Raw genomic sequence first — 26,415 nt, 5'->3', positions numbered from 1 at the left:
TTTGGGATTGGATCATCTTAATCCTCTGCGTAATCGTATTGGTTGCTTCGGTATGGATGATCTCCCTCAATCATAAAAACAAGAAAAAGGATTCGAATCAATCATGAAGATCAAACCATTCAAAGGCGTCCGCCCACCGAAGGAATACGTTGAGCAGGTGCAGTCGCGCCCATACGACGTGCTGAACTCTGCCGAGGCACGCGCCGAAGCGGAAGGGAACGAGAAATCGCTCTACCACATCATCAAGCCGGAGATCGACTTCCCCGAAGGCACGGACGAACACGATCCGAAAGTCTACGAGAAGGCCGCACAGAACTTCCAAATGTTTCAGGACAAAGGCTGGCTTGTGCAGGACGGCAAGGAACGCTACTACATCTACGCCCAGACGATGAACGGCAAGACGCAATACGGCCTCGTGGTCTGCGCCTATGTCGACGACTACATGACGGGCAAGATCAAGAAGCACGAGCTGACCCGCCGCGACAAAGAGGAAGACCGCATGAAGCATGTGCGCGTGAACAACGCCAACATCGAGCCAGTGTTCTTTGCCTACCCCGACAACAAGGACGTGGACGCTATCGTAGCCAAATACACCAAGGGCACGCCCGAGTATGACTACACGGCCGAGCTTGACGGTTTCCGCCACACGTTCTGGATCATCGACGACGACGCCGACATCCAGCGTATCACGGAGCTGTTTGCCGCCATGCCCGCTATGTATATTGCTGACGGGCACCATCGCTCCGCCGCCGCTGCACTCGTTGGCGCAGAGAAGGCTAAGCAGAACCCGAACCACCGTGGCGATGAGGAATACAACTTCTTCATGGCCGTTTGCTTCCCCGCCAACCAGCTTACGATCATCGACTACAACCGCGTGGTGAAGGACCTCAACGGACTCTCCGACGAGGAGTTCCTCAAGAAGCTGTCCGACGACTTCATCGTGGAGAAGAAGGGCACGGAGATCTTCAAGCCCTCGCGCTTGCATGAGTTCTCGCTCTACCTCGGTGGCAACTGGTACTCGTTGGTAGCTAAACCGGGCACGTACAACGACAACGATCCGATCGGGGTGCTCGACGTGACGATCTCTTCGAACCTGATCCTCGACAAGATCCTCGGCATTAAAGACCTCCGCAGTGATAAGCGCATCGACTTCGTCGGTGGCATCCGCGGACTGGGCGAGCTTAAGAAGCGCGTCGACAGCGGAGAGATGAAGGTGGCCCTCGCGCTCTACCCCGTCTCCATGAAACAGCTGATCGACATCGCCGACACGGGCAACATCATGCCGCCTAAGACAACCTGGTTTGAACCCAAGCTTCGTTCGGGATTAGTCATCCATAAGCTGAGCTAACCCTCATTCTCGAAAGAGAAACCACACCAATCAACCGCCAAAAAAGAGAGGACACGGGGCCGCGACGAACACTAACCTGTTCTCCACCCCGTGTCCTTCTCATCTCTCCCCACATCATAATGATCAACAACATCGTATTCGACATGGGCGGCGTGCTGGCTAAGATCCATCCGGAACGCGCCATACGCAGCTTCGAGGCCATCGGTGTATCCGACGCCGCAGACCTCATCAACCCCTATAACCACAGCGGACTCTTCGGCGACTTGGAGCGCGGAACGATCGACACGGACGAGTTCGTCCGCCAACTCTCCGCCCATTGTGGCCACGAGCTCAACCCGGAGGACGTCCGCCGCGCATGGCTCAGCATAGCCAACCCCGCGGAGGTCGAGAAGCTCGACTACATCCTCCGTCTCCGGCCCCGCTACCGCCTCTATGTGCTCAGCAACAACAATCCCATCGTCACCGGTTGGGCGCGCACGAGCGAGTTTTCCGCTGCCGGTCGGCCCGTCACGGACTACTTCGACCGCCTCTACATCTCCTACGAGATGCACTGCATGAAGCCCGAGCCCGAGATCTTCCAACGCATGATCGAGGACAGCGGCATGGTGCCCGCCGAGACACTCTTCATCGACGACGGCGCCCATCATCTCGTCACCGCCCGATCGCTTGGCTTCCACACCCTCCTCGCCACCAACGGCGGTGACTGGCGTCCAGACGTCGACCGGTTCCTCAGCGAAAACAAGTAGTAGGGACGCCCTGCGGGCTCCCGGTAGTCATGCGGCTTCGCCGCGGTAGTAGGGGCGGCCATAGTGGCCGCCCGGTAGTCCGAAAGTAGTTAGGAGGCAAAGCCTTCACTCCCGCGGCGACGCCGCATAAACACATCCTTTATCCTTATGAAAATCCCCTTCCGCATTTCACTCCTCGGATGGGTGGCCATAGCCATCGTAGGCGGCATCCTATTGGGGCAATTCCTGCCCACGGCCATCGTCCGAATCTTCGTCACGTTCAACAGTCTCTTTGGCAACTTCCTCTCGTTCGCCATTCCGCTCATCATCCTCGGCCTCGTGGCCCCCGCCATCGGCGAGTTAGGCAAGGGCGCAGGGAGGCTGCTACTCATCACGGCGCTCATCGCCTACGGATCGACCATCTTCTCCGGCTTCTTCACCTACTTCACCGGTGTGGCGGTTTTCCCCCACCTCCTCACCGTTGGCACCCAGTCGCTCGAGGCGTTGCAGAACCCCGAATCGGCCATGCTCACGCCCTATTTTACCGTTGCCATGCCGCCCGTGATGGACATTATGACCGCCCTTCTGCTCTCCTTCGTCGTCGGTCTCGGCCTCGCCTCCATCCCCGGCGACACGCTCCAAAAGGGCTGCGTAGACTTTCGTGACATCGTCTCGCGCCTCATCGAGACCGTCATCGTGCCCCTCTTGCCGCTCCACATCTTCGGCATCTTCCTCAACATCACCGTTAGCGGACAGGTGGCCGGCATCATGTCCATGTTCCTTCGGGTCATCCTCGTCATCTTCGTGCTGCACGTCGTGCTGCTGCTCATCCAGTTCAGCATAGCCGGTGTCATAGCGGGCAAGAATCCGCTCCGGCTCTTGAAGAACATGCTGCCGGCTTACGCCACCGCCCTTGGCACACAGTCGTCGGCCGCCACCATCCCCGTGACGCTCAAGCAGACGCTCCGGAATGGCGTCCGGGAGAGCATCGCCGTCTTCACCGTCCCACTCTGCGCCACGATCCACCTGGCCGGTAGCACGATGAAGATCACCGCCTGCGCAATGGCCATCCTCCTCATGTCCGGTCAAGCGATCGACCCGGCCGCATTCAGTGGCTTCATCCTCATGCTCGGCATTACGATGGTTGCTGCGCCCGGTGTGCCCGGCGGCGCCATCATGGCGGCCCTCGGACTCTTGGGCACCATGCTCGGCTTCGACGAGACCCTCCAAGCGCTCATGATCGCCCTTTACATCGCCATGGACAGCTTCGGCACGGCCTGCAACGTGACGGGCGACGGCGCCATTGCCGTCATCGTCGACCGCATCGCTGGCCAGCGCCCCGGCGAGCCACAAAACGCATAAGCCCGACGCCGTGGCCGCATCTGGCCATAGCCTTGCGGGGATCTGCAGATCCCCAGCGGGATGAAATGGCGACTGCTATCGAATCAATGCCTCCAGCCCACTCTCGGTTGGAGGCATTATCGTACTATATGATTAAGCCGCAAAATTGTAAGTTAACGTCGCTGTGCTGTATGATTAAGCCGCAAAATTGTAAGTTAACGTCGCTGTGCTGTATAATTAAGATGAAAAATTGTGAGTTATCGTCGCTGTACTACATCGTTAACTCACAAAATTGTGAGTTGCCGTCGTTGTACTATATCGTTAACTCACAAAGTTGTGAGTTGCCATCGTTGTACAATGTCGTTAACTCACAAAGTTGTGAGTTGCCGTCGTTGTACTATATCGTTCACTCGCAATTTTGCGCCTTATTATTTGGCAGGACTTATCCCCTCTTGCATGGTGAGAACAGGGGGTTGCGACCGTGGCCCTAACGCCGACAGGCCGGCCGCATCGCTGGAAATGGTCTACTTTTGCCCTATACAAAACCACACTCAGACAATTAATAACATCGATTTTATGGGGAAGATATTAGTGATCGGCGCCGGGGGCGTGAGCACCGTTGCCGTGAAGAAAATGGCTATGAATGCCGATGTGTTTACTGACATCATGCTGGCCAGCCGCACGAAAAGCAGATGCGATCGCATCGCGGAGGATATTAAGAACGTACGCGTGCGCACGGCTCAGGTGGACGCCGACAACGAGGACGAACTGGTGCGCCTCTTCGAGGACTTCCGCCCCGAGCTGGTGGTCAACCTCGCCCTGCCTTATCAGGATCTCCACATCATGAACGCCTGCCTCAAGTACGGCGTCAGCTACCTCGACACGGCCAACTATGAGCCGCTCGACGAAGCCAAATACGAGTACAGTTGGCAGTGGGCCTACAAGGATCGCTTCCGCGAGGCCGGCCTGACCGCCATCCTCGGTTGCGGCTTCGACCCCGGCGTGACGGGCGTCTTCACGGCCTACGCCGCCAAGCACCACTTCGACGAGCTGCACACGCTCGACATCGTCGACTGCAACGCCGGCGACCATCACAAGGCTTTCGCCACCAACTTCAACCCGGAGATCAACATCCGCGAGATCACCCAAAAGGGCCGCTATTATGAAGATGGAAAGTGGCACGAGACGGAGCCGCTCTCCGTACATCAGGCGCTGAACTACCCGAATGTTGGGCCGCGTGAGTCGTATCTCATGTATCACGAAGAGCTGGAGAGCCTCGTCAAGAACTACCCCACGCTGCGCCGTGCACGCTTCTGGATGACCTTCGGGCAGGAATACCTGACGCATCTGCGCGTGATGCAAAACATCGGCATGACGAGCATCAAGCCGATCCTCTACAAAGGCGTGGAGATTGTGCCCATCCAGTTCCTCAAGGCCGTCCTGCCCGATCCCGGCGAGCTGGGAGAGAACTACACGGGCGAGACGTCGATCGGCTGCCGCATCCGCGGGTTGAAGGACGGTCGCGAGCAGACGTACTACGTCTACAACAACTGTAGCCACCGCGCCGCCTACGAAGAGACCGGTGCGCAGGGCGTGAGCTACACCACGGGCGTGCCCGCCATGATTGGCGCCAAGATGTTTCTCGAGGGGCAGTGGCGTCGGCCGGGCGTGTGGAATGTGGAGGAGTTCGATCCTGATCCCTTCATGAAGGAGCTCAACGTGCAGGGTCTGCCGTGGCACGAGATCTTCGGTGGCGATTTGGAACTCTAACCCCCCGTCGTTTTATGGCTATACAAGTAGGCGATCGCGTGCCCGACCTGCTCGGGACGGATCAAGACGGAAAGGAAGTGCGCATGAGCGATTATCGCGGTCGTCGCGTCGCACTTTACTTCTACCCCAAGGACAACACCAGCGGATGCACTGCCGAGGCCTGTAGCTTGCGCGACGGCTATGCCGATCTGCAAGCGGCCGGCTACGACGTGATCGGCGTCAGCAAAGACAGTGCCCGCTCGCACCGCGGATTCATCGAAAAGCAAAGCCTGCCCTTCCGGCTCATCGCCGACACAGACACCACGCTGCAGCAGCAGTTCGGTGTCTGGGCCGAGAAGAAGCTCTACGGACGCACCTACATGGGTACCCTCCGCCAGACGTTTCTCATCAACGCCGAGGGTGTGGTGGAGCGCGTGATCGAGCGTGTGAATACGAAAGATCACGCCCGCCAGATCCTCTCAGAGGAGGCATAACCCCACACATTTACAATAAGCAAACACATACATGGCAAAAGAGAAAAAAGAAGCCGCCACGGGCGGGTCGGACAAGCTGTCGGCCCTAAAGGCGGCAATGGATAAGATCGAAAAGAACTTCGGTAAGGGTTCGATCATGGCACTGGGCGACCGGCAGGTGGAGGAGAACATCGAGGTGATCCCCACCGGATCCGTCGGGCTGAACGTCGCGCTGGGCGTCGGAGGCGTACCCCGCGGACGCATCGTGGAGGTCTTCGGCCCCGAATCGTCCGGTAAGACGACCATCGCGCTACATATGATCGCCGAGGCACAGAAGGGAGGCGGTATCGCCGCTTTCATTGACGCCGAACACGCCTTCGACAGCATCTACGCCAAGAAGTTAGGCGTCGATACGGACAACCTGCTCATCTCGCAGCCCGACAACGGTGAACAGGCGCTCGAAATCGCCGAGCAACTGATCCGCTCGGCTGCGGTAGACATCATCGTCATCGACTCCGTGGCCGCCCTCACGCCGAAGTCTGAGCTGGAGGGCAACATGGGCGAGAGTCAGATGGGCGTTCAGGCTAGGCTCATGTCGCAGGCCCTGCGCAAGATGACGGGTGCGATCAGCAAGACGCGCACGGTCTGCGTCTTCATCAACCAGCTGAGAGAGAAGATCGGTGCGCCGTCGTATGGCAGTGGCCCTCCCGAAACGACGACGGGTGGCAACGCGCTGAAGTTCTACGCCTCTGTCCGCCTGGACATCCGCCGCAGCACACCGATCAAGGATGGCGATGTCATCATCGGCAACCTGACGCGCGTCAAAGTGGTCAAGAACAAGGTGGCGCCGCCCTTCCGCAAAGCAGAGTTTGACATGATCTACGGTGAGGGCATCTCTCACACCGGCGAGCTCGTCGACATGGGCGTCGAGCTGGGACTGATCGCCAAGAATGGCTCATGGTTCAACTTCGGCGAGATACGCCTCGGTCAAGGTCGCGATTCGGCGAAGCAGTTCTTCAAGGATAACCCCGAGGCTGCCGCCGATCTGGAGGCAAAGATCTCGGAGAAGATGAAGAACCAATAACAGAAGGAGGGGAGCCGTACCGCCGTGGCTTTATCTGAAAAAGAGATCTACCGCGCACTCTGCCGCACGGAAGACGGTCTCCCCCTCTTCTCTCGCGACTGGTGGCTCGACGCCGCCTGTGGCGAGGATCACTGGGACGCGCTGATCATCGAGGATCGCGGACGCATCGCCGCGGCCATGCCCCTCTACCAGCCCCTCGCGGGCGTCGTCAGTATGCCGTCCTACACGCAGACGATGGGTCCTTGGATCGCTCCCTTGGCCGCGGACACGAAGTATGCCTCTGCGTTGGCGCGCCGCCAGGAGCTTATGACGATGCTGCTGGAACGAATCGACGGTCGCCGTGCCTTCCTGCAAAACTTTCATCACGCGGTCACCGATTGGCTGCCCTTCTACTGGGCGGGCTACACACAAACCACACGCTATACCTACCTCCTGCACACCATCCACGATACAGACGCATTGCGCGAACGGATGAGCCAAAACATTCGCCGCAACCTCATCAAGGCCCGTGACCGACACGGCATCACTGTCCGCGCAGGCCTCTCCACCGACGCCCTCCTCACCGTGCAGGAGCAAACATTTGAACGGCAGGGTGTCGCCAACAAACAAGATCCACGCGCACTTCGTCGCCTCGTAGAGGCAGCGCGCAGCCGCGGCCAAGGCGAAATCTTCGGCGGTTACGACGCCGAGGGCCAGCTGCATGCGGCCGTCTTTGTCGTGTGGCAACCGAGTGGTGCGAGCTACATCGCCGGCGGTAGCGATCCCGCCCTACGCGCCTCTGGCGCTCACGCGCTCACCCTTTGGGAGGCCGTCTGCCACACGGCCCAATACACTGACATCTTCGATCTGGAAGGCTCCATGCTTCGCGGCGTAGAGCGCTTCTTTCGTGAGTTTGGCGGCGTGCAGACGCCTTACTTCTGCGTCCGCCGTGGGCAGCTCAGCTTGTGGGATCGCGCACGGATGAAATGGAGGGGATAAATGAACGAGATACAAGCCTACATCCTCCGCTTCTTGCTGGGCGACAGCGTCCCCGAGGATGCCTGCCGCGCTGTGGGCTATACCGCCGACGCGCAAGCCTTTCACACTTTCCGCCTCGTCATCCTCCCCTCGGGCTTCTTCGATGAGGACGTCTACGGCACGGCCCGCTCGATGCCCATGCTCCCCTTACCGATGCTCAAGGGCGGCGCAGGGGAGGCGGTAGATGGCGACCTGCCGATCCTCTTTGGCCGGCCGGAGATCACGCGGCGCGGACATACCATCGTCTTGCACGCCGACGTCATCGCCGGCGCTTACTTTCTGCTCAGCCGGTACGAGGAGTGGATGCGGCCGGATGTGCGCGATATCCACGGCCGTTTCCCGGGCAGGGAGTCGATCGCCCATCGCGCCGGCTTCCTCCGCCGCCCGCTCGTCGACGATTATGGCCGCTTGCTGCGTCGGCTGCTGCGCGAGGTCGGCTGCGTAGCCCCCGAACCGCATGCCACATTCAGCCAGATCAACCTCACGCACGACGTTGACGCACCCTTCTTCTGCCGCACCCTGCGCAGCATGGCGCGCGAGCTGCTCCAGGGCCATTTCATCAGCGCTTTCCGCGGTCATTTCGGCCGACTGGAGGATGACCCTTACTACACTTTTCCCTGGATGCTGCAGCAGGACGACCGCATGCGCACCATCTTCGGCGCTGACCACTGTCGGCCGATCCTCTTCTTTCGCGCCGGTGGAAACGACGTGGAGGATCGCCCGCACTACGACCTTCACGGGCGCGACATCGGCCGCCTGCTCCAACTCTGCCGCGATTACGACGTTGAGATCGGCCTGCATGCCAGCCACGAGGCGGGTCGCCGGCCTGAGCTGATCGCCCGAGAGAAGGCGGCCTTGGAAAATGCCATCGACAGGCCTGTCACCTTGAATCGCCACCACTTTCTCGGCCTCCGCGAGCCGCAGCACATGGAGGCCCTCGAGGACGCCGGCATCACGGACGACTACACGATGGGATACGCCGATCAAGTCGGTTTCCGCCTCGGCACCGCGCGCCCCGTCCGCTGCATTTACCCTGCCACGCGCCACCTTTCGCACAGGCTCACTCTCCATCCGCTGACCGTCATGGAGTGCACCCTCTCCGCGGAGCGCTACATGCACCTCGACGAGCGTGATGCCCTCCGACTCATCATCGAATTGGCCGACGAGACGCGTCGCGCCCACGGCAGCCTGACCCTCCTCTGGCACAACACCTCCGCCACACCCCGCGCGGGTTACCTCAAAAACCTCTACAGCCGTACGTTGGTGTTGCTGGCCGATAGCGCCTATGAATCGCTGAGAAGGTAACCGAGGGGGTAGGGGTAATCATTTGTTTTTCGGCTATTCTTCATAGCGCAGGGACGATTTTTTATTCGTCTCTGCGCTTTATTCGTGCGCATTCGTTTCTATTGAAAACGTAGAGAGTGAGTCTGCTATATGATCCTAAAGATATGCGGGCGAAAAAAGTGGCCATTTGTTTCGATGGATCCCCATTACATGAAAAAATAAGCGTCAATCTGCTTGAATGGGCACTATTTCATGCCTAAATAATCGCGTATCTTGAGGAAGTATAATCAGAAACGCTGCAATCGGAGATGCTCCTCACAGAGACATGGCTATTGACGTTGCAATCGGTAGCGTCCCTCACGGTAACACGGCTATTGACGTTGCAATCTGGAGTGCTCCTCGCGGGAGCATGGCTGTTGACGCTGTAATCGGTGGTGCTTCTTACGGGAGCATGGCTATTGACGTTGCAATCGGGTATGCTCCTCGCGGGAACATGACTATTGACGTTGCAATCGGCGGTGCTCCTCACAGGAGCATACCTATCTGCATTGCAATCGGGTGTGCTCATCGCGGGAGCGGGCCTATCTGCATTGCAAACGGGTGTGACCATCTAAGAATATCTCCCGTCTTCAATAAAGTAGAGTTACGATACAGCTTTTTTGCGCCCGCAGAGCTCGCGGAAGGTGCAGTAACCGCAAGATTTTTCCTCGTTGGTCTGTATGAAGGGAATGCGTGGGTCGAAGAGTTCATCAAGCACATGGTGCATAGCGATCTCGAAGTCGGGTAGGCACTGGCCGACAAAGTCATCAATGAGGAGGCCGTATGTTCTTTGGCCTTCTTCTTTGGTGTAGATCGAGGGGTCGAAGACGTCTTTGAAAAGACTGCGCACATAATAGATGGACGGCCGAAGGGGCAGGCTTCGGGTGAGGTTTTCGGCGTGCAGCATCCATGCGTAGATAAGTACTTGCATGACGGCAGACTGGCGATTCATCCCCTTGTCCCGGTCGAAGAGGTCGGCGGGAGTGGCGAACTGCATCTTTTTCTCTGTACCTGTCTTATAATCTACGATGCGGAGCGAGCGGTCGACCTCGTCGAGTCGGTCAATGTAGCCCTTGAGCCGGACGCGGCGGCCGTCGGAGAGGGGAAAGGCCGACAGGATGCGTCGCTCGGAACCGACATAGACGAAGGGGGCCAGACTCTGGTCGTAACGAAGGATGCGGAGTATATATTTTTCGATCATGGCGGCGGTTAAGCTGTTTTGGCCGGTGAGGGGGCGGACGTCGCCCGGGGTGTGGAAGAAAAGTTCAGCGAAGGCTTCGCCGATCTTATGCCGCAGGTTTTCGCGATTGGCTATGACGGAGCCTAACCATGCCTTGTTGACGGTGGCGTTGCAGAGCGGCTTGTAGATCCCCTCCATGACGCGGTGGAGGATGCTGCCGAAGAGGCGGTTCTCAACGCTTTCGGTGATTTCATCCTCTTCCTGTAGGCCCATGACGGAGGAAAGGCAGAAACGCAGAGGGCAATCGATGTAGCTGTTAATCGTACTCGCAGAGAGTGCTTTTTCACCCTCCCCGAGGAACGATTCTAACTGATGGAGCACATCGCCCGTTTTGTCTATCCGTAGACGGAGGTCGTCAGACGAAGCGATAGCGAATGCCGGGGCCTCGTCTTTCATAGACACTTCGTAATGGTAGCGGAGTTGGTGGATGAAGCGGCTGACTTCACCCGTGGTGCGAAAGCCATCCGTGCGGGTGTCATAGAGGAGGTTTACGCTGCGGGCCCGCGAGATCATACGATAGAAATAGTAGGCAAAAACACTATCGCGCAGCTCGAAGGTAGGCAGACCGAAGCCGTGGCGAAGGGTGTGCGGGATGAACGACGGGGTGGCGCCGCGCGCAGGGAAGAGGCCCTCGTTCATGGAGAGGATGATGAGTCGGTCGAAGTCGAGGACGCGCGTTTCGAGCACGCCCATGATCTGGAGTCCGGCCAGCGGTTCGCCGCGGAAGGGGATGGATACGCTTTCGATAAGGCGAGCCAAGAGGCGGGTATAGGTATCGACCGACATGGAGATTTGGGCCTCGGCGATGAGGTCGTTCATGCGCGTTAAGGTGGTGTAGTAGGCGTAGGTGAACTCACCTTCGACGGCGTCCATACCGACCGGGTCGGTGGCGTCATCGTCGGCCGTTTCATCGATCCTGTCAGGGAAGAGGCCGTTGAGCCCTTTGAGTAGGTCGATGAGATAGCGCGAGAGGTCGGCTGCGGAGCGGACGCGTCGGAAAATGAGTCGGAGGAGGTCCGTCTGGGCCAAATCTTCCGCAGGGATATAGATGCGGTTATTGGCGATGATATTGCAGAGTAAGTCGGTCACGATGCGCGGCGCAGCACGGCGGACATAGCGGTGGTTGAGGATGGCTGTCACCTCGCGGTGGTAGTATTCCACGCCGCCGCCGGAAGTCGTGCGGAGGTTCTTCTGCAAAGCCAAAACGTCCTCGATAAGCGAGGCTACGGGAGTGCCGGAGAGGGGGTATCCCAGGGTGATATTGATGTGCGGCACAGTGTGGGGGATGGCGTTAAGGATGGGGATAAGCAGCTGTTCGTCAGGCAAGACGACGGCCGTTCGGAGCGCCTCGTCCTCCATCATGCGGAGGCGTCCGTCGGCCATGCGCAGGAGCAACTCATGGACGTGTTTCGTTTGTCCGATGCGCGAAGGCAGGCCGGTCAGGGTGATTACGGGCTCGTTAGGCTCCTCCGGGGGTAGAAACAGGTCGGAGGGGAAGCGGCGGAGATAGTCTCGGAGGAAATGCGCGGCGCGGTTGTCTTTGTCGAGCACGCGTCGGAAACCGTCTTCGCCCGCGTCGGCGTTGATCGTTCCGGCGTCCCAATAGAAGTCGGCGATGCCTTGTTTTTGAAGCTCCACCAAGAGTGCCTCCTCGGCGCGCGAGAGCGCATTGAAGCCCACGAAGACGACGCGGCTATAGGACAAATCGGCGCCCCCTTCGCGTCGGATACGCTCCACGACGTCGCGCGCGATCATACCCTCGTAGCCGCGCCCCCGGTTGGTGAGCTCGGCGCGGAAATCGAGGTAGATGTCGTGCAGGATGTCCCAGACGCCGAGGAAGGATCGGCGGTTGCCATCGTCCTCGGTGTCGGGACGGAAGGCGGCCCAGAAGCTGCGGATGGCTTCGACTTGTTCAGGCTCGAGATAAGAGAGATCCTTCTCGAACTCGTGGAGATGGCTGGCGTTGGTGAAGAGTTGGCGTGCGTCAACGAGATAGTTGTCGACATCGTTGAAGTCGCTGAGCAGCATTTCGCCCCAGTGGACGAAATCGTCGAACGTTTCCTGTCGCTGGCTGCGTCTGACATAGATATGGTAGAGGAGGAAGAGCATCTGCAAGTGATCCGCAGGTTGGAGCGTGCTGAGTTGCTCGAAGAGGCCGTTGAGGGTGAGGATGGTAGGGGAGAAAATCGGTCGGCCTACGGTCTGCGAGAGGTATTTGCGAAAGAAGAGACCTGCACGACGGTTGGGGAAGATGAAGGCCATCTGCTGCACGTCAGCACCATAGGCATCGTAAAAACATTTGGCAATCTGCTGAAGGAAGGGAGTCATAGAAAACGAAAAACTAAGAGTAAAGAATAGGGGGAGATGACTGTGAACGCCATTTTTTTGATCCAATCCGTAGGGATAATCGTCGGAATGGAAATAGAAAGTTATCGCGCGGAGTGGGCGCAGGGCGACAAAAGAGCAAAAGAAAGGGGCAACCCGTGCGGGCTTCCCCTTTTTTCTGATGACATGTAGCGCGGAGGCCGGTCAGATGGTCTCGCGGCTGGAGATATATTTCATGAATTGCGTCCGCTCGTACATCGATGCGTCGGCGGCATTCGAGAGGCTGAGGCGGCCGCGGAACTCCTCGACAGATTCGTACTTCGTGCGCTCCATCCAGTCGGCGATCTGCGTGATCATCTCAGGTATCACCTTCGCGCCGTGCTTGTAAAGTGTGCTGCAAAGCTGCACGGCTGAGGCTCCGGCCAAGATACATTTGATGGCGTCCTGCCACGTATGCACCCCGGTGGATGCGGCGATGGGCATGTCCGGCAGCGCGCCCGAGACGATGGCCGTCCAGCGGAGCGTGTCGCCCAGCTCGGACGGGTCGCTGAAGGGCGGCGCAGCGACGATGCGGCAGCGCTCGATGTCGATGTCCGGCCGGTAGTAGCGATTGAAGAGCACCACGGCATTGGCACCGAAGCCTTGCAGACGGTTGACGAAGGCGGGGATAGTGCTGAAGCCCTTGCCGATCTTCATGATGATGGGGATGGAGATGCGGCTGCGCACGTCTTTTAGAATCGAGCTGTAGTGCCGGAGCACTTCGCGGCTGTCGGAATGGATGTCGGTGTCTAAGTAGAACACGTTGAGCTCGAGGGCGTCGGCGCCCGCACGTTCGATCTCGGCGGCGAAGTCGGCCCAGGTGTCCGCGCGGTAGCAGTTTACGCTGGCGATCACGGGGATCACGTGGCAGGCGGCTTTGCTATCGCGGATCAACTGGAGATACTCTTCGCGTCCATTTGCGCGGACGTAGGCGCGGACATAATCTTCGGCCTCCGGGTAGTCGCTTGCGCCGGCCATTAATAGGTCACCTTGCGCCTCGATCTGCTCTTCGAAGAGCGATTTGAGGACCACGGCCCCCGCACCTGCTTCTTCCCATTTGCCGTTTTTATCAGCCTTGCTCGTAAGTCCCGAACTGCCGACGATCAACGGGTTACGCAGCGTCAAGCCGGCATATTTTGTCTCTAAATTTCTCATTGGTTATGCTGTTTTCGTTTACTATTCAAATTTCTATGTCCGACCCTTAGCTGTACTGTCGCGGCCCGAAGATCTTCGTGCCCACGCGGACCATCGTGCTACCGGCCTCGATGGCCGTCGGATAATCGTCGCTCATACCCATCGACAGCTCCGTGAAGCATGAGTCGACGGCTCCGGGCATCGCCCGCACCTCGTCGAAGAGTGTGCGGAGCCGATCAAATTCACGACGCACATGCTCGGTATCGTCCGTGAATGTAGCCATGCCCATTAGGCCTGCGATCTTGACGTGTTTGTAGGCCGAGAGTGCACCGTCAGCAAACAGTTTGCGACACTTGTCCACGCTGAATCCGTGCTTCGAGTCTTCTTCGGCGATATGCACCTCGATCAGTACGCGGATCTGTCGCCCCACGCGCTCTGCTGCCCGATCCACCTCGGTCAGCAACTTTAGCGAGTCAATGCTTTGAATGGTGTGGATGAAGGGAGCGAGGTATTTCACTTTGTTGGTCTGTAGCGATCCGATGAAGTGCCACTCGATATCGTTGGGAAGTAGAGGCTGCTTGGCTACAAGCTCCTGTACACGGCTCTCACCGAATAAGCGTTGCCCGGCATCGTAGGCCTCGCGCACCACTTCGGCAGGGTGGAACTTCGATACTGCCACCAACTCCACGTCTTTGGGCAACGTTCTCCGGATGGCTTCCAGACGTTCTGCTACCGTGCTCATGCCTCGTCCTCCGCAGAGCTTTTTTTCGGTGCTTCACCTTGCCGCGCCTTTGCGCCTTCAGAGAATGGGAAGACGTCTATCAGCGGACTCTCCGTGATGGAGGCTACTTCATAGTCAGCCATAGAGCCCTTCATGCCCTCATCGATCGTGTCTAACGCTTCCCTTACCGATGAGGCTTGGGCCAGCATCTGGACGGTGGTGCGTTTCTCCATCCCGCTCTTCTCGTCGAGCGAGATGTAGCAGACCTTCGCCTTATAGTATCGGTCGCCCTGTTCGTTGTAAAATAGCTCAGAGAGTCGTACCCGCTTGATGTCGGCTACTAAGAATTCACCTGTGATATAGGGTTGCAGCTCCTCGATGATCCGTGCCTCAGCCTCGGTGAACGACATCGCATCCACCAGATAAGGCTCTGTAACCTTCTTCTGCATCCCACCTTCGATCATCTTTTCGTATGATACCTTGCATTCAAACCAATTCATAACATCTGTCTTTTCTGCTTGCTGTACTTCATATATATCTATTTCACCTTATCTGTCCGCAAACGGCTATACACCTCTAAGTTCGTATGTCGACCGTTAGCTAATCGTGCCCCTCCACGCTCCGTCCCCTCGTGTACGAATCCTAGTCGCTCCGGTATGGCCCGGCTACGGATATTTTCCGTCGCACATTTGATCTGTACCCTGAACATCCGCTGTTTCCGAAATGCCCAGCGACATAATGCCTTTACCGATTCTGTCATGAGTCCTCGGCCCTGATACTCCTCACGCAGCCAGTATCCCAGCTCCGTTCTGCGGTTTTCTCGATCTGTATCCTTAAACCCGATCAATCCTGCAAATTGCTCCTCGCAAGCAATCACAAATACGTAATCTCCTCGTTCAAAATCAAGCATTGAGGTTCGCACATAGCGGAGAGTATCTTCAATAGTCCGCGTTCCACTCACGAAAGGTAGCCATTGAGCTAAGTAACGGCGTTGTGTGTCGATCGCGTTGAAAATATCCGGTGCATCCAGAGGAGTTAACAGTCGCAGAACTACAGCCGTGTTCAGTTTTATCTTCTCCACATTGTTTTGGCCCTCCCTCATGTGCTACTCATATAATAAGTAAGTGTGTATGTTGATTGGATTCCGCTCTATCGTAATCGTATTTCGGAAGTGCAAAGCTATGATATATTTCCTACTCCCTCCCTAATAAAAGTCTCAGTTAGGCATAGAGATCAGCATAGTTGCTTACGACTGCTATGATGCTCGGGCAAGTGTTTCTTAGCCTCTTGGATTGGCTGTCTTGATAAAAAAAACAGCGGTCCTCGTTTTCGTGTAGAGACTGTAAATCAGCAATCAAGCATAATTTAACACAGCAGATGTAGTGGTAAGATTTGGAAGAGAAGAAAGTCCATGTACTTTTGCACCCGCTTTCGAGAGAGGGAGCGACGATAAAGATGAAATGCTGGAAGAGCGAACGGTAAGAGTCGTTAAAGAAAAAGAACTTGGAAAGCAGTCTTCTTCTTAGTTAATAGGAAGAAGTCGATATATTTAAGTGTAAGATTCAGCGACGGGAAGCTTGATAAGAGTTATCCACTCAAATGTGAGTAAAGAAGCAAGCACCGTTCAACAAGAGAGTCCACTCGAAAATTTTTTTCTCGAAAAATTTGGTGGAATGAAATAAAGGGTTTTATCTTTGCGCCCCGAAACCTGCAAGAGAGAGCAGGTCGGAAGAAAGAAAAAATGCTAGAATGAGGAAAGTCAATAATAGATTCCTCTATCAGCGAAAGAGCGATCTTTGTAAGATTTACATGTATACAAGATGTAGTACAGAAAGAATAGAAAGTACCGTCAATGATACAATAAGAAAAGGGCATCTATGAGCGAAGCAAAGGATATAAACAATATCAACAACGGAGAGTTTGATCCTGGCTCAGGATGAACGCTAGCGACAGGCTTAACACATGCAAGTCGAGGGGCAGCAATTTGTAGCAATACAAAGTTGGCGACCGGCGCACGGGTGAGTAACGCGTATGCAACCTACCCACAACAGAAGAATAATCCGGCGAAAGTCGGTCTAATACTTCATAAAACAGGGACACCGCATGGTGTTATTTGTTAAAGATTTATCGGTTGTGGATGGGCATGCGTGCCATTAGGTAGTTGGTGAGGTAACGGCTCACCAAGCCTACGATGGTTAGGGGTTCTGAGAGGAAAGTCCCCCACACTGGTACTGAGACACGGACCAGACTCCTACGGGAGGCAGCAGTGAGGAATATTGGTCAATGGGCGAGAGCCTGAACCAGCCAAGTCGCGTGAAGGATGACGGCCCTATGGGTTGTAAACTTCTTTTGCAGGGGAATAAAGATATTCACGTGTGGGTAGTTGTATGTACCCTGCGAATAAGCATCGGCTAACTCCGTGCCAGCAGCCGCGGTAATACGGAGGATGCGAGCGTTATCCGGATTTATTGGGTTTAAAGGGTGCGTAGGTGGACTGTTAAGTCAGTGGTGAAAGTTTGTCGCTCAACGATAAAATTGCCGTTGAAACTGGTGGTCTTGAGTATGGATGAAGTAGGCGGAATGCGTGGTGTAGCGGTGAAATGCATAGAGATCACGCAGAACTCCGATTGCGAAGGCAGCTTACTAAGGCATAACTGACACTGAAGCACGAAAGCGTGGGTATCAAACAGGATTAGATACCCTGGTAGTCCACGCAGTAAACGATGATTACTAGGAGTTTGCGATATAGTGTAAGCTCTACAGCGAAAGCGTTAAGTAATCCACCTGGGGAGTACGCCGGCAACGGTGAAACTCAAAGGAATTGACGGGGGCCCGCACAAGCGGAGGAACATGTGGTTTAATTCGATGATACGCGAGGAACCTTACCCGGGATTGAAATGTACCTGACGAACTGCGAGAGTGGTTTTCCAGCAATGGCAGGTATGTAGGTGCTGCATGGTTGTCGTCAGCTCGTGCCGTGAGGTGTCGGCTTAAGTGCCATAACGAGCGCAACCCTGACTGTCAGTTGCTAACAGGTCAAGCTGAGGACTCTGGCGGGACTGCCGGCGTAAGCTGTGAGGAAGGTTGGGATGACGTCAAATCAGCACGGCCCTTACATCCGGGGCGACACACGTGTTACAATGGCAGGGACAAAGGGCAGCTACCGAGCGATCGGATGCAAATCTCTAAACCCTGTCTCAGTTCGGATCGGAGTCTGCAACTCGACTCCGTGAAGCTGGATTCGCTAGTAATCGCGCATCAGCCATGGCGCGGTGAATACGTTCCCGGGCCTTGTACACACCGCCCGTCAAGCCATGGGAGCCGGGGGTGCCTAAAGTCCGTAACCGTTGAGGATCGGCCTAGGGTAAAACTGGTGACTGGGGCTAAGTCGTAACAAGGTAGCCGTACCGGAAGGTGCGGCTGGAACACCTCCTTTCTGGAGCAAGCTCAGAAGATGTCCGATTTTCTGTATTATAGTCAAGTACTTCGTTTTAGTATGTACTACTTTCTTGTTTACATGTTATAAATAGAAGAATAAAAGAAGCTGGGTAGTTGATTCTTAGATGTTCGTAAACAATCATCATGATGAGGCTAAAGAAGAAGTTTTCCATATTCCCGGCGGAAGTTGAAAGAGAGTCCTATAGCTCAGTTGGTTAGAGCGCTACACTGATAATGTAGAGGTCGGCAGTTCAACTCTGCCTGGGACTACTTAAGAGACAATATGGGGGATTAGCTCAGCTGGCTAGAGCACCTGCTTTGCAAGCAGGGGGTCAACGGTTCGAATCCGTTATTCTCCACATAATTATCAGAACCTAGATTTGGGGATTGATAAGAATAAGATCTTTGACATTGATGGACAAAACAAAGTAAAGACTTCGTGTTGAAGCAATATGAGAAGAAGTATCCTCAAGAGGGAATTTTACTCGGAATTGGTTCGATACAAAGGAGACTAAGAGAAATTAAGGTAAAAATCGAAAAGAAGAGCCTATAGATAAAACGGATTGTGCGTCCAGTGATGAACGATCAATTAAAGATAAAAAGTAAAAGAAGGGCAGACGGTGGATGCCTTGGCTCTCGGAGGCGACGAAGGACGTGATAAGCTGCGAAAAGCCCGGTTGAGGTGCAAATAACCCTTGACGCCGGGATGTCCGAATGGGGAAACCCGATTGGTAGAAGACCAATCACATCGAAAGATGAGCAAACGTGGGGAACTGAAACATCTAAGTACCCATAGGAAGAGAAAATAATAATGATTGCGTAAGTAGTGGCGAGCGAACGCGTAAGAGCCCAAACCATAGATGTTTTGGCATCATATGGGGTTGTAGGATCGCAATGTGGCAAGAGGCAAAGGAAGTGGAACCCGCTGGAAAGAGGGCCATAGAGGGTGAAAGTCCCGTACACGAATCTTTTGTGAAGCCTAGCGATATCCTGAGTAAGTCGGGACACGTGAAATCCTGACCGAATCTACGGGGACCATCCCGTAAGGCTAAATACTCCCGAGAGACCGATAGTGAACCAGTACCGTGAGGGAAAGGTGAAAAGAACCTCGAATAGAGGAGTGAAATAGACCCTGAACCCGTCTGCCTACAAGCGGTCGGAGCACCTTTAAGGTGTGACGGCGTGCCTTTTGCATAATGAACCTGCGAGTTGTTCTTTTTGGCAAGGTTAAGCATCAGTAGGTGCGCAGCCGAAGCGAAAGCGAGTCTGAATAGGGCGACTAAGTCAAAAGGAGCAGACGCGAAACCAAGTGATCTACCGATGGCCAGGCTGAAGGTTGGGTAACACCAACTGGAGGGCCGAATGGATATACGTTGAAAAGTGTTCCAATGAGCTGTGGGTAGGGGTGAAAGGCTAATCAAACTTGGAGATAGCTCGTACTCCCCGAAATGCATTTAGGTGCAGCCTCGGGTAAGGTACTGATGAGAGGTAGAGCGACTGATTGGATGCGAGGGCTTCACCGCCTATCAAGTCCGGCCAAACTCCGAATGCTCATCAGCAACATCCCGGGAGTGAGGGCATGGGTGCTAAGGTCCATGTCCGAGAGGAGAAGAATCCAGATCACCGGCTAAGGTCCCCAAATAGCAGCTAAGTTGCATTAACGAAGTCCGACCGCAGCGACAGCCAGGATGTTGGCTTGGAAGCAGCCATTCATTTAAAGAGTGCGTAACAGCTCACTGGTCGAGGGGTCGGGCATGGATAATAATCGGGCATAAGCTGTTTACCGAAGCCGTGAGATCGAAAAGATCGGTAGGGGAGCATTCCATTATCAGCGTTGAAGATGAGAGGTGACTCTTGTTGGAGCGGATGGAAAAGCAAATGCAGGTATAAGTAACGATAAAGGGGGTGAAAAACCTCCTCGCCGAAAGACCAAGGGTTCCTGATCAACGCTAATCGGATCAGGGTTAGTCGGGACCTAAGGCTAAGCCGAAGGGCGATGCCGATGGAAGAACCGGTTAATATTCCGGTACTGCTTTGTGGAGTGATGTGGAGACGGAGAAGTGACAGCTCGGCCATCTGACGGAATAGGTGGTTAAAGGGTGTAGACGTTGATTGTTGTAGGCAAATCCGCGACAAGAGTTGAACCTGACAGTATGCAGCGTACTTGTACAATGTAATAAGAGCGTAATCAGGCTCCCAAGAAAACCCGCTAAACATATCTACAAAGCACCCGTACTCGAAACGGACACACGTGGTCGGGTTGAAAATACTAAGGCGCTCGAGTGATTCACGGTTAAGGAACTAGGCAAAATGGTCCTGTAACTTCGGGATAAAGGACGCCAATAGCAATATTGGTCGCAGAGAATAGGCCCAGGCGACTGTTTAACAAAAACACATGACTATGCGAAATCGAAAGATGAGGTATATGGTCTGACACCTGCCCGGTGCTGGAAGGTTAAGAGGAGATGTCATCCTGTAAGGGAGAAGCATTGAATTGAAGCCCCAGTAAACGGCGGCCGTAACTATAACGGTCCTAAGGTAGCGAAATTCCTTGTCGGGTAAGTTCCGACCTGCACGAATGGTGTAACGATCTGGGCACTGTCTCAACTGTGAGCTCGGTGAAATTGTAGTATCGGTGAAGATGCCGATTACCCGCGATGGGACGAAAAGACCCCGTGAACCTTTACTATAGCTTTACATTGAAATTGGGCATGCGATGTGTAGGATAGGCCGGAGGCTGAGAGACGGTGACGCCAGTCATCGTGGAGCCGCTGTTGAAATACGGCCCTTTGTGTGTTTGGTTTCTAACTCCCGGGAAAGGGAGGACGGTGTATGGTGGGTAGTTTGACTGGGGTGGTCGCCTCCAAAAGCGTAACGGAGGCTTCTAAAGGTACCCTCAGACCGATTGGTAACCGGTCGCAGAGTGTAATGGCATAAGGGTGCTTGACTGAGAGACCTACAAGTCGATCAGGTAGGAAACTAGAGCATAGTGATCCGGTGGTTCCGTATGGAAGGGCCATCGCTCAAAGGATAAAAGGTACTCCGGGGATAACAGGCTGATCGCCGCCAAGAGCTCATATCGACGCGGCGGTTTGGCACCTCGATGTCGGCTCGTCACATCCTGGGGCTGGAGAAGGTCCCAAGGGTTGGGCTGTTCGCCCATTAAAGTGGCACGCGAGCTGGGTTCAGAACGTCGTGAGACAGTTCGGTCTCTATCTATCGTGGGCGTAAGATATTTGCGGGGATCCTGACACTAGTACGAGAGGACCGTGTCGGACAGACCTCTGATATGCCGGTTGTTTCGCCAGGAGCACAGCCGGGTAGTTAAGTCTGGAAAGGATAAGTGCTGAAAGCATCTAAGTACGAAGCCTTCCTCAAGATGAGATATCCATTAAAGGGTCGTCGAAGACTACGACGTAGATAGGCTGCAGGTGTAAAGTCAGTAATGGCAAAGCTGAGCAGTACTAATTGCCCGAAACTTTTTATCGGAAAAGAGTTTACAAGACGTTTTATCGCTACGGCCAGATGATCCCTTAAAGAAGAGTAGTAGATATCCGATGTAAAGCGGAGTCTTAACTCTTTGTTTTGTCCTGAAGATGTCAGAAGAAGAAAGATATTAAGGTAGTTATAGCACGGGGGATCCACCTCTTCCCATTCCGAACAGAGAAGTTAAGCCCCGTAACGCCGATGGTACTGCTGAACTAAAAGTGGGAGAGTAGGTAGCTGCCGTTTTTTGAAAGGGAAGTCCCTCTGTTGATCGATTAAGATCGGCGGAGGGATTCTTTTTTGCTGTTATCCCATGTGCTTTCCCTTAAAGGAAGAAAGAGAAGAGGGCAAAGGGGGCATCAAGATCTCCTCTGGGAGCGGAACAGGGGACTTTGAGGGAATGCTTCGGATTGAGGTGGGCTAAGAAGATAGCTGCCTCTGTCGGTGGAGGAGGAACGTATTGCAATACGCCTCATGTGTACCCGGCCCCTGATCACAGGCCCCTTTACAAGCCCCATAAGAGGTGAATGTGATACGCACTCTTGCCCTGGTACTCTCTCTTATGACCGATTTGATATGAAATAGGAAACGCCCCACCACCTACGATGGCAGTGGGGCGTTGTTTTTAGGGAGGAGACGGAGGCTTTAGTCCGTGAGGGTGAAGGCAGGGTGAGCGGTGAGCTCTCGCTTTTGGCGCTCGAACTCCTCGGGGGAGATGGGGCGGGTGAGGCGTTCGGAGAGGGTGACTTCGTAGCCTAAGGAGAGGGCGTCCTTGATGGTGTAATAGACGCAATAGTCAGCGGCCAGACCAGCAACCGTGAGGCGGCCGATGCCGAGGCCACGGAGGTAGCCATCGAGGCCGGTCTGACGTCGGCGGAGGTTGTCGAAGAAGGCGCTGTAGCTGTCGATGTCGGGGTGGATGCCTTTGCGGAAGATAGCGGCGATGGGTGCCGTGTCGAGTCGGGGGTGGAGGGCGGCGCCGTCGCTGGCCTGTACGCAATGGGGCGGCCAGAGAGTCTGCGATTCGCCGTCGCGCTCGATGGTCTCGAAGGGCTTTCGGCCGGGGTGAGAGGTGTGGAAGCTGAAATGCGTGGCGGGGTGCCAGTCTTGGGTGGCGATGACGTACTCGTAATCCGTCATGCAACGGTTTACGGGGTCGATGATGGCGGCGCCGTCGGGGACGGGGAGGCTGCCGGTGATGAAGTCGTTTTGGATGTCGACTAAAAGGAGGGCTGTTTTCATATTTATGCGTGTGTGTGAGGTTGGGGTAAATGAAAAATTGGGGGCGAAAGTAGCTGTCCAAGCCGTTTTTCCAAGCTCTGGAGCGCGTGACGTTACACCGCGTGGCTGGGGCACCCGATTTTCTGTCCAAAAGGGTTGCTCACCGAAGTTATCTACCCCCTCTTTTGTTTCGGAGGAGCCGACACTTCCCCGCAGCTATACATTTTTGAGGGGAGAAGCACTGTCACGGACCTCGATAGGCTCTTTATTTCGAGAAAAACTACAGAAATGAGGTTCATATAGCCATATATCTCGAGAAATGGAACTGAAATGGTATTCAGATAGCTACATATTTCGAGAAATGGAATGAAATGAGGTTTGGATAGCTATATATTCCGAGAAATAGTACTGAAATTAGCTTCGGATAGCTATATATTTCGAGATATGGCACAAAACAATCCACAGGTATATATATATTTCGAGGAATGATACTAAAATGAGCTTCGGATAACTACATATCTCGAGAAATGGTACTAAAGTAAGCTTCGGATAGCTATATATTTCAAGGGATAGTGCGAGATGAGACTCGGGTCGCTGTATATTTTGAGGAATGATACTAGGATAAGCTTTGGATAGCTATGTATTTTGAGATATGGAATGAGATAAGGCCTTGAATAGTTGTGCATTTTGAAATATATCTCTGAAAGAGCCGTGCGGGCGGTCTTCTCCGAAAAAAACGGCATGGACGGTGGTGCGGGGCAGTCCTACCCGAAAAAAGAAGACATAGACGGTGGTGCGGGGCAGCCCTTCCCGAAAAAAAAGAAGGCCTTGCCGGATGAGGTTTACAGGGCTTTGCGGGGATTCTTTGCTTGACAGGACGGATGTCGGAAATGTTTTTCTAGAAAGATAGCCCTCACCCCATCTCCTGTCGGAGCTGCTGTTCGGCCAGAAGGCGGTAGCGGCGACCTTCGACGGCGATGAGTCCCTCGCGTACCATTTTACTGATCTCTTTCGAGAGTGCGGGGCGAGTGACGCAGAGGTAGTGCGCCAGTTGCGAGGTGTTGTGCTCGGCCGTGAACCATCCGTCGGGGCTGGTCGGGCGATCCAGCAGGTAGGCGACGAAGCGGTTGCGGACGGTCCGCTGCGTGAGGATGCGTAGGCGGACGGAAGTGCAATGGTTGCAGTTGCCCGAGACATGCAGGAAGTTCTTCAGCAGGTAAGGCTCCTCGCTGATGAGTCGAAAGACGGATTCGCGCGGGGCCATAAGCAGTGTGGAGGGCATGGTGGCTGTGAAAGTGGCCGGCAGCGTTTGGTCGCGGCTGAAGAGGTGGGGCGTGGCGAAGGAACCCGGTGCTACGATCGTTTCAATCATCACCCGATTACCCCATTCGTCGATGAGGTCGGTTCGCACACGCCCTTCGAGTAGCACGTAAAGTGCGCGGCAGACGGTGCCTTGATGAGCGACGATTTCGTTCTTTTCCAGCGTATAGAGTCGGGCGTCGAGCCGCTCCGTAAGCGACGCGCGGAGACTCTCCGGGGCCCCTTCGAAAAGTGGGATCCGGAATAAGGTCTGTTGTAGTGACTCAGTGAGTGAGATCTCATTCATGGTGCGTGTTCAGTACTTCTACTTTTATTCTCAAAGGCAAAGGTAGCCCTTATATAGAGTCGTCAGGGGAGTGTGCGTGCGCGGCGGCGTAATAAGTATTACGGCCAATGAACCGAATAACCTCGTCCTTTGCATCCATTAATCAAACAATGGAGGACTAAACAATGAGACGAACTATGTTTTGTATGATCTTTTCGCTGTTCGTAGGCGGAATGATGGCGCAACCGGGCGACAATCAAACGACGGTAGACGTGCAGGTTCGGCCGCGAGCCGAATATCGTAACGGGGCACTCTTTCCGCGTGATCGAGGAGAACTGCCGGCTCGGTTCATTGCCAATCGAGCGCGCCTCTCGTTGGGCTATGAGCGCAGCCAACTTGAGATGCGCTTCTCCGCGCAGCATGTAGGCGTTTGGGGGCAGGATCCGCAGATCGACCGCAACGGGCGCTTCATCCTCAACGAGGCTTGGGCTAAGCTCCGCTTCGGCCACGGCCTGTTTGCCAAGCTGGGGCGCCAGCCATTATCGTACGACGATGAACGCATCCTCGGCGCACTGGATTGGAACATGGCCGGGCGTTACCACGACGCCTTGAAGCTCGGCTATGAGTCTCGACGGGATCTCCTGCACCTGATCCTGGCCTTCAATCAAAACGATGAGCGGGTGATCGGGGGCACGTATTATCACCCCGGTGCACAGCCCTACAAGTCGATGCAGACGCTCTGGTACGCCCACTCCGACGAGCATTTCCGCGTTTCGGCCTTGGCGATGAACTTAGGGTTAGAAGGCGGCACCGCGGATCGTGCTGAGACGCGCTACCAGCAGACTTTCGGGGTGAACCTCGGGGTACGTCCGGATCGTGCCTTGGATCTCTCCGGTGCGTTTTACTATCAAATGGGACGTACCGCGGCCGATGTCTCCATCTCAGCTTGGATGGCAGCCCTGCGCGCCAACATTCACGCCACCGAAGGTCTCTCGTTCCAGCTCGGCTCGGACTACCTCTCGGGCGATAAGCGCGAGAGCACCCGCTTTGAAGCCTTCAATCCGCTCTACGGTACGCACCACAAGTTCTACGGGGCGATGGATTACTTCTACGCCTCTCCCTTCGCCAACGGTCTGAACCCTGGACTGTGGGATAACTACGCCGGACTGAACGTGGCTGTCACCCCCAGCTTGAGCCTCGGCGCTACGGGTCACTACTTCAGCACCACGAGCAACCTTCAGTCAGCCACTGGTCAGCGTTCGAAGGGCTTAGGCACGGAGGTCGATTTGCAGCTTAGCTGGAAGCTCATGAAAGACGTCAACCTCATGGCCGGCTATTCCTTTATGTCCGGTACGGAGACGATGGACTATGTGAAGGGCGGCGATCACACGCGCTGGCAGGATTGGGCGTGGCTCTCGGTGAACATTCAGACGCGCGTCTTCCAAGCCATGTGGTGAAGATGGCTGCCTATGTGCTGATTGCATCTGTAATTCTTATTACACTCTTGTTTACACTTCGGGGCTACCTTTGCCCCCGTTGATTGTAGCCCCGATCCGTTATGAAGAAATTATTGACCTCCCTACCGCGTCAGCTTGTCCTTCCCCTCTTCGTTTTCGGGGGAATCTTGGCCGGGCTTGGCGCTTATGCGGCTTACATGGCGAGGATACACACGTATCTCGGCGACGACCCATCGGTGTGCATCAACTGTCACATCATGGCGCCCTACTACAACTCGTGGGATCATAGTTCGCACGGGCGACGGGCAACGTGTAACGACTGCCATGTGCCGCATGACAACGTATTCCTCAAGTATGCCTTCAAGGCCAAAGACGGACTGCTCCACGCCTCCGTCTTCACGCTGCGAAGTGAACCTATGGCGCTGCGTCCGCGCGAGGAGAGCTATGAGGTGATCATGAACAACTGCATCCGCTGTCACACGCAGCTGAATCAGGAGTTCGTCAACACCGGTATGATCTCCTACGTGGATGCTGTGAATGGCAAAGGCAAAGCCTGCTGGGATTGTCACACAAGTGTGCCCCACGGCAAGCGTAGCAACCTGAATGGTACGCCAGACGCCGTTGTACCGCTGCCCAAGTCGCCCGTCCCTGACTGGCTGAAGAAGATGATGGGAAGCGGGAAATCGAAAATCTAAAGACGAAGCGCTGA

The 26,415-nt window shown here is 55.2% G+C and carries 18 protein-coding genes, 2 tRNA genes and 3 rRNA genes; 16 read left to right on the top strand and 7 right to left on the bottom strand.

The features are described 5' to 3' along the window. Window positions 1-100: 100 nt before the first annotated feature. From C7123_RS04835 to C7123_RS04800, 8 genes are all read left to right on the top strand, one after another. Entirely contained in the window at window positions 101-1,348 is a 1,248-nt protein-coding gene (locus tag C7123_RS04835; RefSeq protein WP_107490596.1) for a DUF1015 domain-containing protein, read from the top strand. 119 nt (window positions 1,349-1,467) lie between these two features. After that, window positions 1,468-2,094 carry an HAD family hydrolase gene (locus C7123_RS04830; protein ID WP_069175964.1) on the top strand — a complete coding sequence of 209 codons (627 nt, stop codon included), beginning with the start codon at window positions 1,468-1,470 and terminating at the stop codon, window positions 2,092-2,094. 147 nt (window positions 2,095-2,241) lie between these two features. Then, window positions 2,242-3,435: a dicarboxylate/amino acid:cation symporter gene (locus C7123_RS04825; RefSeq protein WP_037985684.1), complete on the top strand. Its 1,194-nt coding sequence runs from the start codon at window positions 2,242-2,244 to the stop codon at window positions 3,433-3,435. 555 nt (window positions 3,436-3,990) lie between these two features. After that, entirely contained in the window at window positions 3,991-5,184 is a 1,194-nt protein-coding gene (locus tag C7123_RS04820; RefSeq protein WP_069175963.1) for a saccharopine dehydrogenase family protein, read from the top strand. A gap of 14 nt (window positions 5,185-5,198) precedes the next feature. After that, window positions 5,199-5,657 (top strand): thioredoxin-dependent thiol peroxidase, encoded by a 459-nt coding sequence (gene bcp, locus C7123_RS04815; RefSeq protein ID WP_037985680.1) that lies wholly within the window; start codon window positions 5,199-5,201, stop codon window positions 5,655-5,657. Window positions 5,658-5,688: 31 nt separating this feature from the next. Then, on the top strand, window positions 5,689-6,720 hold the full coding sequence (gene recA, locus C7123_RS04810) for a recombinase RecA (protein ID WP_037996185.1): 1,032 nt from the start codon (window positions 5,689-5,691) through the stop codon (window positions 6,718-6,720). A 24-nt stretch (window positions 6,721-6,744) separates the two neighbouring features. Beyond that, window positions 6,745-7,698: a GNAT family N-acetyltransferase gene (locus C7123_RS04805; RefSeq protein ID WP_069175962.1), complete on the top strand. Its 954-nt coding sequence runs from the start codon at window positions 6,745-6,747 to the stop codon at window positions 7,696-7,698. Continuing rightward, window positions 7,699-9,042 (top strand): polysaccharide deacetylase family protein, encoded by a 1,344-nt coding sequence (locus tag C7123_RS04800; protein ID WP_069175961.1) that lies wholly within the window; start codon window positions 7,699-7,701, stop codon window positions 9,040-9,042. It abuts the gene before it with no gap. A gap of 622 nt (window positions 9,043-9,664) precedes the next feature. Here C7123_RS04800 and C7123_RS04795 read toward each other — a convergent pair. The 5 genes from C7123_RS04795 to C7123_RS04775 form a co-directional block, all read right to left on the bottom strand. Continuing rightward, entirely contained in the window at window positions 9,665-12,628 is a 2,964-nt protein-coding gene (locus tag C7123_RS04795) for a PD-(D/E)XK nuclease family protein (protein ID WP_069175960.1), read from the bottom strand. Window positions 12,629-12,829: 201 nt separating this feature from the next. Then, window positions 12,830-13,819: a dihydroorotate dehydrogenase-like protein gene (locus C7123_RS04790; RefSeq protein WP_038009348.1), complete on the bottom strand. Its 990-nt coding sequence runs from the start codon at window positions 13,817-13,819 to the stop codon at window positions 12,830-12,832. Window positions 13,820-13,865: 46 nt separating this feature from the next. After that, the gene (locus tag C7123_RS04785) at window positions 13,866-14,540 is read right to left on the bottom strand and encodes a YggS family pyridoxal phosphate-dependent enzyme (protein ID WP_069175959.1); all 675 of its coding nucleotides are present in this window, start codon (window positions 14,538-14,540) and stop codon (window positions 13,866-13,868) included. After that, a complete protein-coding gene (locus C7123_RS04780; protein ID WP_037983443.1) occupies window positions 14,537-15,019 on the bottom strand; it encodes a DUF4494 domain-containing protein in 483 nt (160 codons plus the stop codon). Before C7123_RS04780 ends, C7123_RS04785 begins: the two co-directional genes overlap by 4 nt. Window positions 15,020-15,057: 38 nt before the next feature. Next, entirely contained in the window at window positions 15,058-15,600 is a 543-nt protein-coding gene (locus tag C7123_RS04775) for a GNAT family N-acetyltransferase (RefSeq protein ID WP_237269280.1), read from the bottom strand. An 827-nt stretch (window positions 15,601-16,427) separates the two neighbouring features. On the opposite strand from C7123_RS04775, the gene C7123_RS04770 reads away from it, so the two are divergent. The 5 genes from C7123_RS04770 to rrf all read left to right on the top strand — a co-directional run bounded on the left by C7123_RS04770 (window position 16,428) and on the right by rrf (window position 21,689). Then, a 16S ribosomal RNA gene (locus C7123_RS04770) occupies window positions 16,428-17,955 on the top strand. 198 nt (window positions 17,956-18,153) lie between these two features. Next, a tRNA-Ile gene (locus tag C7123_RS04765) sits at window positions 18,154-18,227 on the top strand. Window positions 18,228-18,242: 15 nt separating this feature from the next. Then, window positions 18,243-18,316, top strand: a tRNA-Ala gene (locus tag C7123_RS04760). Between the two features lie 237 nt (window positions 18,317-18,553). Next, window positions 18,554-21,444: ribosomal RNA gene (locus tag C7123_RS04755) — 23S ribosomal RNA — on the top strand. Window positions 21,445-21,574: 130 nt separating this feature from the next. Continuing rightward, window positions 21,575-21,689: ribosomal RNA gene (gene rrf, locus C7123_RS04750) — 5S ribosomal RNA — on the top strand. Together the 16S, 23S and 5S rRNA genes with 2 tRNA genes alongside form the textbook arrangement of a ribosomal RNA operon. A gap of 399 nt (window positions 21,690-22,088) precedes the next feature. On the opposite strand, the gene pncA is transcribed toward rrf, so the two are convergent. Beyond that, complete coding sequence (gene pncA, locus C7123_RS04745) at window positions 22,089-22,685, bottom strand: bifunctional nicotinamidase/pyrazinamidase (RefSeq protein ID WP_069175957.1); 597 nt, start codon at window positions 22,683-22,685, stop codon at window positions 22,089-22,091. A 666-nt stretch (window positions 22,686-23,351) separates the two neighbouring features. On the opposite strand from pncA, the gene C7123_RS04740 reads away from it, so the two are divergent. Further along, the gene (locus C7123_RS04740; RefSeq protein ID WP_159049835.1) at window positions 23,352-23,537 is read left to right on the top strand and encodes a hypothetical protein; all 186 of its coding nucleotides are present in this window, start codon (window positions 23,352-23,354) and stop codon (window positions 23,535-23,537) included. A gap of 40 nt (window positions 23,538-23,577) precedes the next feature. Here C7123_RS04740 and C7123_RS04735 read toward each other — a convergent pair whose 3' ends face one another. Further along, entirely contained in the window at window positions 23,578-24,270 is a 693-nt protein-coding gene (locus tag C7123_RS04735; protein WP_069175955.1) for a Crp/Fnr family transcriptional regulator, read from the bottom strand. Window positions 24,271-24,446: 176 nt separating this feature from the next. Here C7123_RS04735 and C7123_RS04730 point away from each other — a divergent pair, with 176 nt between their 5' ends. Then, on the top strand, window positions 24,447-25,706 hold the full coding sequence (locus C7123_RS04730; protein WP_394365936.1) for an alginate export family protein: 1,260 nt from the start codon (window positions 24,447-24,449) through the stop codon (window positions 25,704-25,706). Between the two features lie 101 nt (window positions 25,707-25,807). Then, window positions 25,808-26,401: a cytochrome c nitrite reductase small subunit gene (nrfH, locus tag C7123_RS04725; RefSeq protein ID WP_037981846.1), complete on the top strand. Its 594-nt coding sequence runs from the start codon at window positions 25,808-25,810 to the stop codon at window positions 26,399-26,401. Window positions 26,402-26,415: the final 14 nt, after the last annotated feature.

The organism is Tannerella serpentiformis, assembly GCF_003033925.1.
Lineage (GTDB): Bacteria > Bacteroidota > Bacteroidia > Bacteroidales > Tannerellaceae > Tannerella > Tannerella serpentiformis.
This window is presented reverse-complemented; position numbering and strand designations above follow the sequence as displayed.